At 63.2% G+C, this 15,867-nt stretch carries 20 protein-coding genes; 6 read left to right on the top strand and 14 right to left on the bottom strand.

Features of this window, described 5'->3' with window-relative positions; genetic code table 11:
* The first annotated feature begins 397 nt into the window (after positions 1–397).
* From JOD97_RS09655 to JOD97_RS32625, 6 genes are all read left to right on the top strand, one after another.
* Positions 398–967 (top strand): RNA polymerase sigma factor, encoded by a 570-nt coding sequence (locus tag JOD97_RS09655; protein ID WP_209715805.1) that lies wholly within the window; start codon positions 398–400, stop codon positions 965–967.
* On the top strand, positions 964–1,371 hold the full coding sequence (locus JOD97_RS09660; RefSeq protein WP_209715808.1) for a DUF3619 family protein: 408 nt from the start codon (positions 964–966) through the stop codon (positions 1,369–1,371). The genes JOD97_RS09655 and JOD97_RS09660 overlap by 4 nt, the downstream gene beginning before the upstream one ends.
* A gap of 80 nt (positions 1,372–1,451) precedes the next feature.
* On the top strand, positions 1,452–2,129 hold the full coding sequence (locus JOD97_RS09665; RefSeq protein ID WP_229264249.1) for a DUF3106 domain-containing protein: 678 nt from the start codon (positions 1,452–1,454) through the stop codon (positions 2,127–2,129).
* A complete protein-coding gene (locus JOD97_RS09670; RefSeq protein WP_209715815.1) occupies positions 2,119–2,646 on the top strand; it encodes an RDD family protein in 528 nt (175 codons plus the stop codon). The genes JOD97_RS09665 and JOD97_RS09670 overlap by 11 nt, the downstream gene beginning before the upstream one ends.
* Before the next feature lie 50 nt (positions 2,647–2,696).
* Positions 2,697–4,850 (top strand): prolyl oligopeptidase family serine peptidase, encoded by a 2,154-nt coding sequence (locus JOD97_RS09675; protein ID WP_209715817.1) that lies wholly within the window; start codon positions 2,697–2,699, stop codon positions 4,848–4,850.
* 88 nt (positions 4,851–4,938) lie between these two features.
* Complete coding sequence (locus JOD97_RS32625; RefSeq protein ID WP_229264250.1) at positions 4,939–5,883, top strand: PEP-CTERM sorting domain-containing protein; 945 nt, start codon at positions 4,939–4,941, stop codon at positions 5,881–5,883.
* A 7-nt stretch (positions 5,884–5,890) separates the two neighbouring features.
* Here JOD97_RS32625 and JOD97_RS09685 read toward each other — a convergent pair whose 3' ends face one another.
* The 14 genes from JOD97_RS09685 to JOD97_RS09750 all read right to left on the bottom strand — a co-directional run bounded on the left by JOD97_RS09685 (position 5,891) and on the right by JOD97_RS09750 (position 15,847).
* Positions 5,891–6,634 carry an rRNA pseudouridine synthase gene (locus tag JOD97_RS09685; protein WP_209715820.1) on the bottom strand — a complete coding sequence of 248 codons (744 nt, stop codon included), beginning with the start codon at positions 6,632–6,634 and terminating at the stop codon, positions 5,891–5,893.
* Entirely contained in the window at positions 6,631–7,653 is a 1,023-nt protein-coding gene (gene ltaE / locus JOD97_RS09690; protein ID WP_209715823.1) for a low-specificity L-threonine aldolase, read from the bottom strand. Before ltaE ends, JOD97_RS09685 begins: the two co-directional genes overlap by 4 nt.
* A gap of 22 nt (positions 7,654–7,675) precedes the next feature.
* Positions 7,676–8,581 carry an SAM-dependent methyltransferase gene (locus tag JOD97_RS09695; RefSeq protein WP_209715826.1) on the bottom strand — a complete coding sequence of 302 codons (906 nt, stop codon included), beginning with the start codon at positions 8,579–8,581 and terminating at the stop codon, positions 7,676–7,678.
* Complete coding sequence (gene iscX, locus JOD97_RS09700; RefSeq protein ID WP_209715829.1) at positions 8,568–8,762, bottom strand: Fe-S cluster assembly protein IscX; 195 nt, start codon at positions 8,760–8,762, stop codon at positions 8,568–8,570. The genes JOD97_RS09695 and iscX overlap by 14 nt, the downstream gene beginning before the upstream one ends.
* A gap of 1 nt (position 8,763) precedes the next feature.
* Positions 8,764–9,105, bottom strand: coding sequence for an ISC system 2Fe-2S type ferredoxin (gene fdx, locus JOD97_RS09705; RefSeq protein ID WP_209715832.1), 342 nt, complete (start codon positions 9,103–9,105; stop codon positions 8,764–8,766).
* A 25-nt stretch (positions 9,106–9,130) separates the two neighbouring features.
* A complete protein-coding gene (gene hscA, locus JOD97_RS09710) occupies positions 9,131–11,011 on the bottom strand; it encodes a Fe-S protein assembly chaperone HscA (protein WP_209715834.1) in 1,881 nt (626 codons plus the stop codon).
* Positions 11,012–11,407: a hypothetical protein gene (locus tag JOD97_RS09715; protein WP_209715837.1), complete on the bottom strand. Its 396-nt coding sequence runs from the start codon at positions 11,405–11,407 to the stop codon at positions 11,012–11,014.
* Positions 11,404–11,841: a hypothetical protein gene (locus JOD97_RS09720; RefSeq protein ID WP_209715840.1), complete on the bottom strand. Its 438-nt coding sequence runs from the start codon at positions 11,839–11,841 to the stop codon at positions 11,404–11,406. The genes JOD97_RS09715 and JOD97_RS09720 overlap by 4 nt, the downstream gene beginning before the upstream one ends.
* Positions 11,841–12,359 (bottom strand): Fe-S protein assembly co-chaperone HscB, encoded by a 519-nt coding sequence (gene hscB, locus JOD97_RS09725; RefSeq protein WP_209715843.1) that lies wholly within the window; start codon positions 12,357–12,359, stop codon positions 11,841–11,843. The genes JOD97_RS09720 and hscB overlap by 1 nt, the downstream gene beginning before the upstream one ends.
* Positions 12,360–12,364: 5 nt before the next feature.
* Positions 12,365–12,688: an iron-sulfur cluster assembly protein IscA gene (iscA, locus tag JOD97_RS09730; RefSeq protein ID WP_209715847.1), complete on the bottom strand. Its 324-nt coding sequence runs from the start codon at positions 12,686–12,688 to the stop codon at positions 12,365–12,367.
* Between the two features lie 59 nt (positions 12,689–12,747).
* Positions 12,748–13,137, bottom strand: a complete 390-nt coding sequence (gene iscU, locus JOD97_RS09735) for a Fe-S cluster assembly scaffold IscU (RefSeq protein WP_020702063.1) — start codon at positions 13,135–13,137, stop codon at positions 12,748–12,750.
* A gap of 24 nt (positions 13,138–13,161) precedes the next feature.
* Positions 13,162–14,418, bottom strand: a complete 1,257-nt coding sequence (locus JOD97_RS09740; RefSeq protein ID WP_209715850.1) for an IscS subfamily cysteine desulfurase — start codon at positions 14,416–14,418, stop codon at positions 13,162–13,164.
* Between the two features lie 41 nt (positions 14,419–14,459).
* Complete coding sequence (iscR, locus tag JOD97_RS09745) at positions 14,460–14,936, bottom strand: Fe-S cluster assembly transcriptional regulator IscR (protein WP_090314522.1); 477 nt, start codon at positions 14,934–14,936, stop codon at positions 14,460–14,462.
* Positions 14,937–15,067: 131 nt separating this feature from the next.
* A complete protein-coding gene (locus JOD97_RS09750; RefSeq protein WP_209715852.1) occupies positions 15,068–15,847 on the bottom strand; it encodes a uracil-DNA glycosylase in 780 nt (259 codons plus the stop codon).
* Positions 15,848–15,867: the final 20 nt, after the last annotated feature.

Genomic DNA, 15,867 nt, shown 5'->3' on the forward strand with positions numbered 1-15,867 from the left:
GCAAATATCGTTCGGCCGGATCTTTCTGTAGCGGTGGTGCGTACCTCTCGCGCTTGTGGCACGGGTGAGAGCAAACTGCCTACATATGAAAGCGCGTCGTGTCGGTGGCGGCGTTGTGTGCCTGCCGCGACAAGACCATAAAGCTTCGGGGTGTTCAAAGCGTCCCATACGGTACACCGCCGGCACCGGTTTGAGCAAGGAATAAATGACAAAATGCGGGCAAAAAGCTTGTTACCGGTGCAAAAATCCGGTGTTTTGACGTAAAACGGTGCAAGGAATGCCGATTTTTGCTAGCATGCGCTCAGTTCGCAAATCGCCGCCAGCTAGCCATACCAACAACAATCAGCAGCAACGACGCGCCCATCGCCGGTGATCCCGGCAGTACCTCACCCAACGCATGGCCACAGACAAAGAATTATCCGACTTTCTCGAAAACGTCGAGCGGCGCGCCTTCAAACAAGCCGTCTACGCGGTACGCAAGGACGAATCGGCCCTGGACATCGTGCAGGACGCGATGATCAAGCTCGCCGAGAAATACGGCGACAAGCCGGCCGCCGAACTGCCGATGCTGTTCCAGCGCATCCTGCAGACCACCATCCTCGATTATTTCCGCCGCGAAAAGGTCCGCAACACGTGGGTCAGCTTGTTTTCGGGCATGGCGCCGGCGGGCGAAGGCGGCGAGGACTTTGATATACTCGAATCCTACGCCGCCGAGGAGGGCACCGAGGCCGCCGAATCGAGCGCCGACAAGGTCGAACGCCAGCAAATGCTCGCCCTGATCGACGAAGAGGTACAAAAGCTTCCGGCACGTCAACGGGAAGCCTTCCTGATGCGTTATTGGCAGGACATGGACGTGGCTGAAACAGCCGAAGCAATGGGATGTTCCGAAGGGAGCGTGAAGACGCATTGCTCACGCGCAACACACACTCTCGCCGAGTCGCTCAAAGCCAAGGGAATAAAATTATGAACACCGATGATCTGAACTTCGCCTACAAAGTACGTCACGCGCTCAACGAGCGGCTCGACGACCTGCCCGCGTCGACCACCGACCGCCTGGCGCAGGCGCGCAAGCAGGCGCTGGCCCGCAAAAAGGCCCACGTCGAGGTGCCGCTAAGCGTGCGCGTGGCCAAAACCGAGCTGGCCACCAGCGGCGGCTTCCTGTCGCAGGGCTTCGGCTGGCTGGGCCGCATGGGCGTGGCCGTGCCGCTGCTGGCGCTGGTCGCCGGCCTGGCCGGCATCTATCAGTACGAGCAACAGCAGCGCATCGCCGATCTGGCCGAGATCGACGCCGCCGTGCTGTCCGATGAACTGCCCTTGTCCGCCTACCTGGACCACGGTTTCAACGCGTATCTGACCCAGAGCGAGCAATAAGTATGGCATTAAGCGGTCGGGCAAAATGGGGCGTCTCCGCTGTGGCGGTGTTAGCGGTAGCAGCGGCGGGCGCGGCATGGATGGGCAACCAGTCCGGCGCGCCCGTGATCGCCGCCGCGCCCATGACGGTCAGCAATGGCAGCATCCCGTCCGAAAAAACCTTGTGGAAAGACTTGCCGTTGGCGCAACAGCAGGCGCTCGAGCCGCTGGCCGGCGAGTGGGATACGATGGAACCCATCCGCAAGCAGAAGTGGCTGGGCATCGGCAAGCGCTACGCGTCGATGAAGCCCGACGAGCAAGCGCGGATGCAGGAACGCATGCGTGAGTGGGTCAGGATGACGCCCGAGGAAAGGCGCCAGGTGCGGCAGAATTTCTCGCGCGCGCAAAAGCTCGATCCGTCGCAGAAGTCGACCCAGTGGGAATCGTACCAGCAACTGTCCGACGAGCAGAAGAAGGAACTGGCGGCCAAGGCCCCGAACAAGAAGCAGCTGGCCAACCTGCCGACGCCGGCCCAGAGCAAGATGAAGATGCCGGCGCCGATCAAACCGAGCGCGCCCACCACCGGCACGCCGGCGGCGGGCACGGCGGCCGCGCCGGCGGCGCCCGCGCCATGGATCGATCCGGCCACCGGCGGCCCGCTGCCGAACGCCTCCAACATCGCGCCGGTGGTGCCGGGCACGGCGCCAACACCGGCAACGGCTCCGGCCGCCCCGCCCGCCCCCGCGCCGACGGCGCCGGCCAGCGACAATGCAAAATAGCCTGTCGAGCACCCGGCCGACGGTCAAGCGCCGCTTGATCTCGATGGTCTACGAATCCCTGCTGGGATTCGCGGTGCTGTTCCTGCCCTTCCTGATTTTTGAAATGATCACCCGCGCCAGCCATGCGCCGCTGGTCGAGCACATGCGCCAGGCGCTGGCGTTCCTGGTGCTCGGCGCCTACTTCATCCACCAGTGGAGCCGCGACGGCCAGACCTTGGCGATGAAGACCTGGCGCTTAAAGGTCGTGCTGCCGGGCCAGGCGCACGTGCCGCCGCGGGCCGCCGCCGTCCGCTATCTGCTGAGCTGGATGTGGGTGCTGCCGGCGCTGCTCGCTTGCCTGGTGCTCGACCTGCACCGCTGGCAGGCGCTGGGCGCGATCGGCGCCGGCATTCTGCTGTGGTCGCTGACGGCCTTCCTCGACCAGGATCGCCAGTTCCTGCACGACAAGCTGGCCGGCACCCGGCTGGTCCAGTTGCCGCCGCCCGAAAAGAAAAAGAAGGCGGCGCCGGCGGTGTAATCCTCACAATCTTCTATGGCAGAATAAGCGTTCCGCCACTAGGAGATAAGATGACCAAGTTTGTCCACCTGATGTACGGGGCTACCCTCGCCCTGACCGCTTGCGCCGCCCTGGCGCAACAGCCTGTTCCGCCCGCCCCCGTGGCCAAGGTGCAACCCGTCACCGACACCTATTTCGGCGAGGCCATCGTCGATCGCTATCGCTGGATGGAGAACGACAAAGACCCCGACTGGCTGCCCTTCCTCAAGCAACAGAACGCCCACGCGCGCGGCGTGCTCGACGCGCTGCCCAAGCGCGACGTGCTGCTGAAGCGCATCGAGCAGCTGTCGGGCGACGTGGCCGCGCCGGCGCGCGTGCAACAAGCCGGCCGGCTGACGTTCTACCAGCAGCGCCCGGCCGGCGCCAACAACTTCAAGCTGTTCGTGCGCGACGGCAGCAAACCGGGCAAGGACCGCGTGCTGGTCGATCCGACCAAGCTCGACACCAAGAGCAGCCACTACTCGCTCGACTGGTGGCAACCGTCGCCCGACGGCAGCAAACTGGTCTACGGCCTGTCGAAGGACGGCAGCGAGGATTCGGTGCTGCAGATCATGGATGTGCGCAGCGGCGCGATTCTGAAAGAGCGCATCGCCGACACCCAGGGCGCCAATCCGAGCTGGCTCGACGACAGCTCCGGCTTCTTCTACAACCAGATGACGGGCAAGGTCAACACGCCGGAACGCTACCTCGATTCGCGCGTGCGCTTCCATAAGCTGGGCGCCAATCCGGCCAAGGACCCGATCCTGATGCAGCGCGACCGCGACCCGGCGATCAAGTACGAGAAAATCCAGGCGCCCTACATCGCCACCGCCATGCGATCCAACTACGCGGTGCTGCTGCTGATCGACGTGCGGCCCGAACAGCGCGTCTACATCGCGCCGGTGGCCGACGTGCTCAAGGGCAAAGCCAACTGGAAAAAGGTCGCCGACTTCGAGGACGAGGTCACCGGCGTCGAGCTGCACGGCGACGAGCTGTATCTGATGTCGACCAAGGGTCATCCGCGTGGCCGCCTGCTGAAGACTTCGGCCAAGGCGCCGTCGCTAGCGACGGCGACCGAGGCGGTGGCCGAGTCCCAGCTGGTGCTCGAGGGCACGGCGCGCGCGCGCGACGGCCTGTACATCCGCTCGATGGACGGTGGCAACAGCCGCCTGCAGCGCCTCGGCAACGACGGCAAGTTGACCGACATCGCCCTGCCCTTCGACGGCACATTGCGCTCGATCGAAGCCGACGCCGACGCGCCCGGCGCGCTGGCCATCCTGTCCGGCTGGCTCGAACCGGCCGCCATCTGGCACGTGGGCGCCGACGGCAAGTTGACCGACACTGGCATCACGCCCAAGCCGGCCATCGATACCAGTGCCTACACCACCGAGCGCCGCTTCGCCACGGCCAAGGACGGCACGCAGATCCCGTACAGCCTGATCTACAAGAAGGGCCTGAAGATGGACGGCAAGAATCCGGCCTTCATCTCGGCCTACGGCAGTTACGGCGCGGCCGCTTACACGCCGTCGTTCGCCGGGCGCGCGCTGGCGCTGGCTGACGAAGGCGCCATCATCGGCTACGCCAACGTGCGCGGCGGCGGCGAGTTCGGCCGCGAATGGCACCGCGCCGGCAAGCTGGAAAACAAGCCCAACACGTGGCGCGACCTGATCGCCGTCAGCGAGGACCTGGTGGCGAAGCAATACACGGCGCCGGCGCATCTGGCCATCGGCGGGCGTTCGGCCGGCGGCATCCCGATGGGACGGGCGATGGAGGAGCGTCCCGACCTGTTCGCGGCCGTGGTGTCGGGCGTGGGCTGGCACAATCCGCTGCGCTATGTGGCCGAGCAGAACGGCTACGCGGAGGAGCCTGAATGGGGCGCCATCTCGGACCCGGCCGGCTTCAAGGCGATCAAGAGCATCGACAGCTACCAGCAGGTGGTCGACGGCACCAAGTATCCGGCGGTGCTGCTGACGACCGGCGTGACCGATCCGCGCGTGGCGCCGTTCCATCCGGCCAAGATGGCGGCGCGGCTGCAGACGGCCACCGCCAGCGGCAAGCCGGTGCTGCTGCGGGTCGACTTCGACGCCGGCCACGGCATGGGCTCGACCCGCGCCCAGCAGGATGCCGAGGCGGCCGACACGTACGCCTTCATCCTGTCGCAAACGGGCGGCGGCGACGGCAAATAAAATAAGGTGCAAAATTAAATTCATCGCCTCGCTGATTCTGAGCGCCGCGACGCTGCCGGCGATGGCCGCCACGGCGCCGCAGTTCAGCATGACTTATCTCGGCGACTTCTCCGCCACCGCCATCAACAACCTCGGCCAAGTGGTGGGTTACGACGCCACGCAAGCGGTGCTGTACAACGGCAGCGGCTTGAGCCACCTGGGTTCGCCGTCGGGCAGAAGTTTCGCCTATGGCATCAACGACTCGGGCCAGATCGTCGGCCAGTATGGCGGCAACCAGGCGTTCAGCTATTCCGGCGGCGTCTATACCAACATCGGCACGACCAACAGCACGGCGACCGCGATCAACAACGCCGGCCAGATCACCGGCAATGTGACCACGGACGCCGGCTTCCAGGGCTTTGTGTATTCGAATGGAACCGTCACCAGCCTAACGCCGGCCAACGCGACCCAAAGCGCCGCGTACGCGATCAACAACGGTGGCCAGATCGCCGGCAGCGCGGGCCAGACGCTCAACGAGGCCTTGATCTTCTCGAACAACGGAACGACCAACCTGTCGGGCACCTTCCCGGGCGATGGCAGCACCACCGCCCAGGCGGTCGCCATCAGCGACAACGGCCATACCGTGATCACCTCGCGCGACTATTCGACGCAGGCCAGCCATTCCTACCTCTACGCCAATGGCGTGACGACAGGCCTGGGCGGCTTTGAAATCGTCGCCAAGGACGTCAACAACGCCGGCATCGTGGTCGGCGGCGACGGCTTGGGCGCGGGCTTCCTGTGGCAAGGCGGCGTGATGTACGACATCAACACCCTGGTGACCGGGTTGAACGGCTGGCATATCTCGGACGCGATCGGCATCAACGAAAACAACCAGATCGCCGTCCTCGCCTGCCGCGGCTCGGACTGCGGAACGCTGCTGCTGTCGAACGTCGCGGCGGTGCCGGAACCGTCGACCTACGCGATGATGGCCGGCGGCCTTGGCCTGCTGGGCTTCATGGCGCGCCGTCGCCGCGCGGCCGCCGACAAGGCATAAGGTACAGTTAGAAGCGCTCGTGATCCTGCAGGTAGCGCCACTCGCCTAGCGGCAGGCTGGCCATCGCGATGCGGCCGACGCGGATGCGCTTCATCGACACCACACTCAAGCCGACCAGTTTGCACACGTGTTCAATCTGGCCCGGCTTGGGATTCTTCACGGCGAAACGCAGACGGTTCTCGTTCTGCCAGCTCACCTTGTTCGGCGCCAGCGGCTTGCCGTTGAACGGCAGCCCGTGGTTGAGCAACGCCAGTCCATTCTCCATGATCTTGCCGCTGACTTCGACGATGATCTCCTGCTCGATCTTGGCCGCTTCGTCCACCAGCTTGCGGCTGACGCGGAAGTCCTGCGTGAACACCAGCAGGCCGCTGGCCTTGGTCTCGAGCGGCGTGGTCAACGTCAGGTTGACCAGGTGGCGCTTGAGGAAGCGCTGGCCGGGCGCGCTGCGCGTCAGCGATTCGGCGTTCAGCAAATGCGCGGCCGGAGAACCGTCCTTGCCCACGCCGCCGTTGGCGCCGGCCGGCTTGTGCAGCAGGATCGTCACCGGCACGATCTCCAGCAAGGTGGCGTCGGGGGCCAGTTCGATCTTCTGCTCCGGCGTCACGCGCGCGCCGGCCTCCTCGACCAACGTGCCATCGACGCTGACATAACCGCCTTCGATATAGAGTTCGGCCTCGCGGCGCGAGCATGGAAGTATCTCGGCCAGGCGTTTGGCCAGGCGAAGGCTGTTATCAGTGGTGCTGTCGGTCATCCGAAAAAATCCCCAAAAACGGTAATGGCGCGATCGATGTCGTCGCGCGAGGCATCCATGTGCGTAACGATGCGCAAACGCGGCGACATCGACACGCGGATGCGGGTCAGTTGCAGTACGTCGTTCAATCCACGGCAGGCGTCGGCCGGGATATCGACGTAAAAAATGTTGGTCTGCGGCGCGCTGACCTGGATGCCTTTGAGCTTGGACAGCTCGCCGGCGAAGTAGGCGGCGTTGTCGTGATCCTCGGCCAGCCGCGCGATGTTGTGCTCCAGCGCGTACAGGCCGCCGGCGGCGATCATGCCGGCCTGGCGCATGCCGCCGCCCAGCATCTTGCGCCAGCGTGTCGCTTCCTTGATCAACGGCCTGCTGCCGCACAGGATGGAGCCGACCGGCGCGCCCAGCCCCTTCGACAGGCACACCGAGACGGAATCGAAACCGGCCACCGCCGCGCGCGGACTGACGCCCAGCTTGACCGCCGCGTTACAGATGCGCGCGCCGTCCATGTGCGTGGCCAGACCGCGTTCATGCGCCAGGCTGGTGGCCCGCTGCAGGTAATCGAGCGGCAGCACGCGGCCGCCGATGGTGTTCTCCAGCGCCAGCAGCTTGGTGCGCGCGAAGTGGATGTCGTCCGGCTTGATGTACGCCGCGATGTCGGCCAGCGCCAGGCTGCCGTCGGCCTGGTTGGCGATCGGCTGCGGCTGGATACTGCCCAGCACCGCCGCCCCGCCGCCCTCGTACTTGTAGGTGTGCGCCTCCTGCCCGACCAGGTACTCGTCGCCACGGCCGCAGTGCGCCAGCAGCGCCACCAGATTGCTCTGCGTGCCGGACGGCGCGAACAAGGCCGCCTCGTAGCCGAACAAATCGGCGGCGTATTCCTGCAGGCGGTTGACGGTTGGGTCGTCGCCGTAGACGTCGTCGCCGACGTCGGCCGCGTTCATCGCCGCCCGCATCGCCGCGCTGGGGCGGGTGACGGTGTCGCTGCGCAGATCCAACCAATTTTCTTTCAGATCACTCATCGTTCCGTCACCCTTTGGTTTTTTACTGTTTTTCCAGCTGTTCGGTGAAGAAGCGGTTGCCCATTTCTTCCAGTCCGACCGTTTCAAGCACCTCGCGCAAGCGCTCGGACGGGCGCTGGCGCGGCAGGTTTTTGTAGGTGGCGATGATCAGCTCATTCTTCATCGAGTGCTCCCAGCCCACCAACTCGGTCACGTTGACCTGGTAGCCGTGCGCCTCCAGCTGAAGGCAGCGCAGCACGTTGGTGATCTGGCTGCCAAATTCGCGCGTGTGGATCGGGTGGCGCCAGATCTCGGTGAGCGCGGACTTGCCCAGCGACTGGCCCTTGTTCTTCTTCAGCACCGACGCGACTTCCGCCTGGCAGCAAGGCACCAGCACCATGTACTTGGCCTTCTTCTTCAACGCGAACTGGATAGCGTCGTCGGTGGCGGTGTTGCAGGCGTGGAGCGCGGTGACGATGTCGACCCGGTCCGGCAGCAGCTTCGATTCGGTCGATTCCGCCACCGACAGCGGCAGGAACGACATGCCCGGGAAGTTGAACTGCTTGGCCAGCTCCTGCGAGCGCGCCACCAGTTCCTCGCGGGTTTCGATGCCGTAGATGTGCGAACCGTCATTCAGGGCTTTGAAGAACAGGTCGTAGATGATGAAACCGAGGTAGGACTTGCCGGCGCCATGGTCGACCAGCGACACTTGGCCCTTCTCGGCCAGCACGTCCTTCAGCAGCGGCTCGATGAACTGGTACAGGTGGTAGACCTGTTTGAGCTTGCGGCGGCTGTCCTGGTTCATCTTGCCGTCGCGGGTCAGGATGTGCAGCTCCTGCAGCAGCGCGACGGTCTGGCCTTCGCGGATTTCCGGCATGTTGTCGGCGCCGGTGACGGTGGCGCCGATTTTGGCGGGTACGGGCTTCGCCGACGGCTTATTTGGCTTCATCGATCCACGCCTGCTGTACCGCCTCCAGAACTTTTTCACCACCGCGCGTGTGGTCGTCGTCGAACTCCTCGAGTTCGACGATCCAGTTGTGCAGATCGGTGAAGCGGATAGTCAGCGGATCGATGTCCGGGTGCTTATCGTAGAGCGCTTCCGCGATCGCGGTGATGTCGGTCCACTTCATATCAGTGTCCGCCTTCGCTGGCGTGGTTGATGGTGTATTTCGGGATTTCGACGACCAGGTCCTCGTCGGCGACGACGGCCTGGCACGACAGGCGCGACACCGCTTCCAGGCCCCAGGCCTTGTCCAGCAGGTCTTCCTCGGTCTCGCTGGCTTCGCTCAGCGAGTTGAAGCCTTCGCGCACCAGCACGTGGCAGGTGGTGCAGGCGCAGGACTTCTCGCACGCGTGCTCGATGTGGATGTCATTTTCCAGCATGATGTCGCACAGGGTTTTACCGACTTCGGCTTCGACGACGGCGCCGTCCGGGCACAGTTTTGCGTGGGGCAGGAATACGATTTGTGGCACTTGATACCTCTGTTTTTATGGGTTCTTAAACTACCTGGTCGAGCGTCTTGCCGGCCAGTGCGCTGCGCACGCTGCGATCCATGCGGCGCGACGCGAATTCCTCGGTGCCGTGGGCCAGCGCCTCGACGGCGGCCTTGACGACCACGTGATCGGCCGCGCCGGTCTGCGATTGCGCGACCACGTCGCGCACCTTGTTCATCAGGACGTCGACCGACGCCCGCTCGTCGTCCGACAGCAGGCCCGCGTCTTCATCGAGCGCCGATTGCGTGGCCAGGATGATGCGCTCGGCCTCGACCTGCTCTTCGCGCAGCGCGCGGGCGACCATGTCGACATCGGCCGACTTGTACGAATCCTGCAGCATGCGCGCGACATCCTCGTCGCCCAGGCCATAGGCCGGCTTGACGGTGATCGACGCCTCGACGCCGGAGCGCAGCTCGCGCGCCGACACCGACAGCAAGCCGTCGGCGTCGACCTGGTAGGTGATGCGGATGCGGGCGGCGCCGGCGACCATCGGCGGAATGCCGCGCAGCTCGAAGCGCGCCAGCGAACGGCAATCGGAGACCAGTTCGCGCTCGCCCTGCAGCACGTGCACCGCCAGCGCCGTCTGGCCGTCCTTGAAGGTGGTGAACTCCTGCGCGCGGGCGCACGGGATGGTCGAATTGCGCGGAATGATCTTCTCGACCAGGCCGCCCATCGTCTCGATACCGAGCGACAGCGGAATCACGTCCAGCAGCAGCCAGTCGTCGCCGGGAGCGCGGTTGCCGGCCAACAGATTGGCCTGCACCGCCGCGCCCAGCGCCACGACCTTGTCCGGATCGATGTTCGCGTGCGGGATGGTGTGGAAGTACTCGCTGACGGCACGCTGCACGTGCGGCATGCGCGTCGCGCCGCCGACCATGACCACGCCGTCGACGTCGTCGGCATCGACGCTGGCGTCGCGCAGCGCCTTCTTGATGGCGCTCATGGTCTTGGCGATCAGATGCTTGGTGATCTCCTGGAAGGTCTCGGCGGTGATCTTCAGATGCACTTCCTCGCCGGAGCCCAGGATGGCGTCGACGGTCACCTCGTTCTTGGTCGACAGCAGCTCCTTGGCCTCGCGCGCCTTGACCATCAGCACGGCGGTGTCCTCGTCGGACAGCGGCGCCAGTTTTTCCTGCTGGTGGATGTAGCAGAACAGGCGGTGGTCGAAATCGTCGCCGCCGAGGGCCGAATCGCCGCCGGTGGACAGAACCTCGAACACGCCCTTGCTCAATTTGAGGATGGAGATGTCGAAGGTACCGCCGCCCAGATCGTAGACGGCGTAGATGCCTTCGGAACCGTTATCGAGGCCGTAGGCAATGGCGGCGGCGGTCGGCTCGCTCAGCAGGCGCAGCACGTTGATGCCGGCCAGCTGCGCGGCGTCCTTGGTGGCCTGGCGCTGGGCGTCGTCGAAGTAGGCCGGCACGGTGATGACCGCGCCCACCAGATCGTCGCCGAGCGAATCCTCGGCGCGCTGGCGCAAGGTGGCCAGGATCTGCGCCGAGATCTCCACCGGGCTCTTGATGCCGGCGATGGTTTTCAGCTGCACCATGCCGGGCGTGTCCTGGAAATCGTAGGGCATGTTCTCGGCGTAGGCGATATCGGCCAGGCCGCGGCCCATGAAACGCTTGACGGAGACGATGGTGTTTTTCGGATCGGTGGTCTGGGCGGCCTGCGCCTTGTAGCCGATGTTGGCATGGCCGTTGGGCAGATAGCGCACCACGGACGGCAGCAGCGGGCGGCCATCCTCGTCGTTCAGCACTTCTGGAATGCTGTTGCGCACGGTGGCGACCAGCGAATTGGTGGTGCCCAGGTCGATCCCCACCGCCAGCCGATGCTGGTGCGGCGCGGTCGACATGCCCGGTTCGGAAATTTGCAGAAGTGCCATTTATAGTTTTACGTCTTGCGACTCAAGTTTAATTAATGCGTCGAGAAAACCCTCGACTTTCGAAGCTTTTAAGCGGACCGCGTTAAACAGACGCCGCGTAAAAGGCGTGGGCGGAAACTCAAAATCGACCTCACCGCCTTCACCGAACAAAACAACCCGGATTCGTTCCGAGGCGGTTTCGGCAAGCCCGGATTGCGGAATGCGGCGATACTGCTGGAACAATCCGAGCTTCTTACCCAGGTATTCGGTCTCGAAATAATAAGGAGCGACGTAATCATCGCTATTTATCAGGCCAATTGGCGCCCTACCGCTTAGCCACTCAAGCTCTCCGAACTGGGTCAATTTCAAAATCTGGGCAAGCCCACGCTCGGCTTTACTAAATTTATCCATGTTCATTTTCGACTCCAATCTTGGTCTACTTGATCATGTCGTAGAGATCGAACCAGGCCGATACCCCGTCCATAAATTTCGTCGAGCTGGACGCCCCTCGGGCTAACCGTGGTGCTTTGAGCCATCTCAATCAAGCCGATTAAATGCTTTGCTATCGCCAGTGAATCGCCGCTCGCCTTGCGCTTCACACTCCTGACATCCGCAAGCAAATTGCTCAGGATTGGGAACGCTGCGGACTGGTCGAACTCGCGTTCACTCAGCAACTCATCCAGACTTTCAAGCGATTGCTGCAACTCGAGTATCAAGTTCGGCATCGTCGCCCTGAACAGATACCGCCGCTCGATTTGACGCAGCTTGATTACCGCATATAACGAAGCCAGGCCACCAATAATCTTGATCGCCTCTGAAAGATAGTCGAACAAGACTGGCCAGTCTGGCATCAGGCATCCTCTAGTTGATGCAGCGCTCCATCTATCTCTTGCTTCATTTTTTCCAAAAACATCAGCGCGCGCACGCCTTGCGCGGCTTGCGCGTAGTCGTCGGCGTCGATCTGTTGTTCGATCTCCGCCAGCCGCTCCTTGCGCGCGGCGCGCAGTTGCTTGTCGAGCGCTTCGAGCGCGTCGGCGTCCTTGCCGGCGCGGGCCTCGCCCAGCTCTTCGCGCCACTCCATCTGCTGCATCAGGAAGGCCATCGGCATCGCCGTGTTGGACTCGGTCTGCAAATCGACGCCATTCAACTCGCACATGTACTGCGCGCGCTTCTGCGGATTTTTCAGGGTCTGGTAGGCTTCGTTGGCGCGCGTGGCCCATTGCATCGCGACGCGCTTTTCGGCGTCGGTCGCGTTGACGAACTTGTCGGGGTGGACGCGGCTTTGCACGTCGCGGTAGGCGCTGTCGAGCGCCCCCGCGTCGACGGCGAACTTTTGCGGCAAATTGAACAGCTCAAAGTGGTTTTGCATGTCGATCAGATGCGGAAGCTCTCGCCGCAGCCGCAAGCGTCTTTCTCGTTCGGGTTGTGGAACTTGAAGCCCTCGTTGAGCCCCTCGCGCGCGAAATCGAGCTCGGTGCCGTCGATGTACGGCAGGCTTTTCGGATCGACGAACACTTTGACGCCGTGCGATTCGAAGACGCTGTCCTCGGCCGCCACTTCGTCGACATATTCCAGCTTGTACGCCAGGCCCGAACAGCCGGTGGTGCGCACGCCAAAACGCAAGCCGACGCCCTTGCCGCGACGTTCGATGTAGCGGTTGATGTGCTTAGCTGCTTTTTCGGTCAGGGTGATTGCCATTTAATTCTCCCGCACCGCTCCCGCTTGCGCGGGCACGGCGTCGTAGTTCAACGATCCAGTTACGCGGCCACTGGATGCTTGGTCTGGTAATCCAGCACAGCTGCCTTGATGGCGTCTTCCGCCAGGATCGAGCAGTGAATCTTGACCGGCGGCAGCGCCAGTTCTTCGGCGATCTGCGTGTTCTTGATGGCCAGCGCCTGATCCAGCGTCTTGCCCTTGACCCATTCGGTCACCAGCGAGCTCGATGCGATGGCCGAGCCGCAGCCGTAGGTCTTGAACTTCGCGTCTTCGATCAGGCCATCGGCGCCGACCTTGATCTGCAGTTTCATGACGTCGCCGCAGGCCGGCGCGCCGACCATGCCGGTGCCGACGCTGTCATCGCCTTTTTCGAAGGCGCCGACGTTGCGTGGATTTTCGTAGTGGTCCAACACTTTTTCCGAGTAAGCCATTTTGATGCTCCTGTGATCTTAAAATTAGTGGGCTGCCCATTGGATCGAGCTGATGTCGATGCCTTCTTTGAACATGTCCCACAGCGGCGACAGTTCACGCAGTTTGTGTACCTTGGACTTCATCAGGTCGATGGCGAAGTCGATGTCCTCTTCCGTCGTGAAACGGCCGATGGTGAAACGGATCGAGCTGTGCGCCAGCTCGTCGCTGCGGCCCAGCGCGCGCAGCACGTACGACGGTTCCAGCGACGCCGACGTGCACGCCGAACCGGACGACACGGCCAGGTCCTTGACGGCCATGATCAGCGATTCGCCCTCGACGTAGTTGAAGCTGACGTTGAGGTTGTGCGGCACGCGGTGCTCCATGTCGCCGTTGATGTAGGTCTCTTCGATTTCCTGCAGGCCCTTGGCCAGGCGGTCGCGCAGCGCCTTGATGCGGGCGATTTCGGTGTCCATCTCGACCTTGGCCAGGCGGAACGCCTCGCCCATGCCGACGATCTGGTGGGTCGGCAAGGTGCCCGAACGCAGGCCGCGCTCGTGGCCGCCGCCGTGCATTTGCGCTTCGATGCGCACGCGCGGCTTGCGGCAGACGTACAGCGCGCCGATGCCTTTCGGACCGTAGGTCTTGTGGGCGGTGAAGGTCATCAGGTCGACCTTGGTCTTTTGCAGGTCGATGACGACCTTGCCGGTCGCTTGCGCGGCGTCGCAGTGGAAGATGATGCCCTTCGAGCGGCACAGCGCGCCGATTTCGTCGATCGGCTGGATCACGCCGATTTCGTTGTTGACCAGCATGACCGACACCAGGATCGTGTCCGGGCGGATCGCCGCCGTCAGTTGCTCGATGGTGATCAGGCCGTTGTCCTGCGGCTCCAGATAGGTCGCCTCGAAGCCGACGCGCTCCAGCTCGCGTACCGTGTCCAGCACCGCCTTGTGCTCGGTCTTGACGGTGATGATGTGCTTGCCCTTGGTCTTGTAGAACTGCGCCGCGCCCTTGATGGCCAGGTTGTTCGACTCGGTGGCGCCGGAGGTCCAGATGATTTCGCGCGGGTCGGCGTTGACCAGCGCGGCGACGTGGCCGCGCGCCTCCTCGACCGCTTTCTCAGCCGTCCAGCCGTACATGTGGCTGCGCGAGGCCGGATTGCCGAACTGCTCGCGCAGGTAGGGAATCATGGCGTCGGCGACGCGCGGATCGATCGGCGTGGTGGCCGAGTAGTCCATGTAGATCGGGAAATGCGGGGCGGTCTGGAACTTCACTGCGGCGAGGTTTTTTTCTGGGGCGTTCATCTGGTAACTCCGGTTTTCTCTGTCTATATTAGCTAAAGCGCTCAACCAAGCGCGGCATGGTTACGGTGCATCACGACCACGTTTTGTTCAGCATTCTTTTGCTTCTGTTGATCGACCAGATCCTGCAGCGAAACGGAATCCAGATAATCAACCATCTTTTCGTTCAGCGTGGCCCACAGTTCGTGGGTCATGCAGCGCACGCCGCTGGCGGCGTCGGCGCCGTGGCAATTTTCCTTGCCGCCGCACTGGGTGGCGTCCAGCGGCTCGTCGACGGCGATGATGATGTCGGCCACCGTGACCTTGTCGGCCCGGCGCGCCAGACTGTAGCCGCCGCCCGGGCCGCGGATCGATTCGACGATCTCGTGGCGGCGCAACTTGCCGAACAACTGTTCCAGATAGGACAGCGAGATCGCCTGCCGCTGGCTGATGCCTGACAGCGTGACCGGGCCTTTGCCTTGGCGCAAAGCCAGATCGATCATCGCAGTCACAGCAAAACGGCCTTTGGTGGTCAGACGCATCACTACCTCGGTTCAGCTAGGTTAAAATATCGACCCCACTGCTCAACGCTAAAGCCTGATTAGTTGATCGATTTAGTCAAGTATACCAAACTTTATGAAAGTTTGCCGGACGCCCCCTCGGCGCTTCCCTCTTACTTGCCTTTTAGCAAGCGCATCGGCTGGAACAGCGCGTGCATGTCGGGGTTGCCGATGAAGCTGAGGTTGTACGGATGCTCGGCGGTGATCTGCGGAAACTCTTTCATTACCGGCAACTTTTTCAGCAGTTCGGCGATTTTGCCCCATAGAATCATCGTGGGTGTCTGCCGCGCCTTGGCCGCCAGGCCGGCCATCACGGTCTCGAAGAATGGCAACCAGGCTTTGGCATCCTTGACGGGCGGCACGTGGCTGCGGAACACCAGCGAGGCGTTCAACAGCAGGAAACCCTGTTCGGTCAGTTTTTGCTGCATCTCGGCCAGGGTTTGAATGTGGGTGCCGGCGCCGCTGCGCGCAAGAGTGGAAACGGCGGCCATCGCGCCGCCGCCGGTGTCTTCCAGCTTCAGTTGGCCGTCGGCGACCAACAGCATTTTCATGAAGTTGCGCAGCGATGTGGCTTTGTTGACAGGCTTGGACAGGCCGCCGCCCTCCTCGCTCGACCACAGGCTGCCGACCGCGCCGTCCATGAAGCACACGCCGGTGGCGCTGTCCGCGCGCGGGTACGGGCCTTCGCCCACTAATACATAGCGCACTTTATCCAGCGGCAGCGCGAAGGCGGCGAACAGGCGCTGCTCGGTTGGCAGGTAGGTATCGTTGGCCAGTTCGGTGAGGTAGCCGGGCGTGGCCGCCTGCATCGCGTTCAGGCCGTCGATCAGCAGTGGCCGCCAGGAGGCGTCGGCGCGCGACAGCGCATCGAGAATGGAAGCGGGGATTGTCATTACAAATAGCGGGGAAAGAA

The sequence above is a fragment of the Duganella sp. 1411 genome (genome assembly GCF_017833525.1).
Lineage (GTDB): Bacteria > Pseudomonadota > Gammaproteobacteria > Burkholderiales > Burkholderiaceae_D > Rugamonas.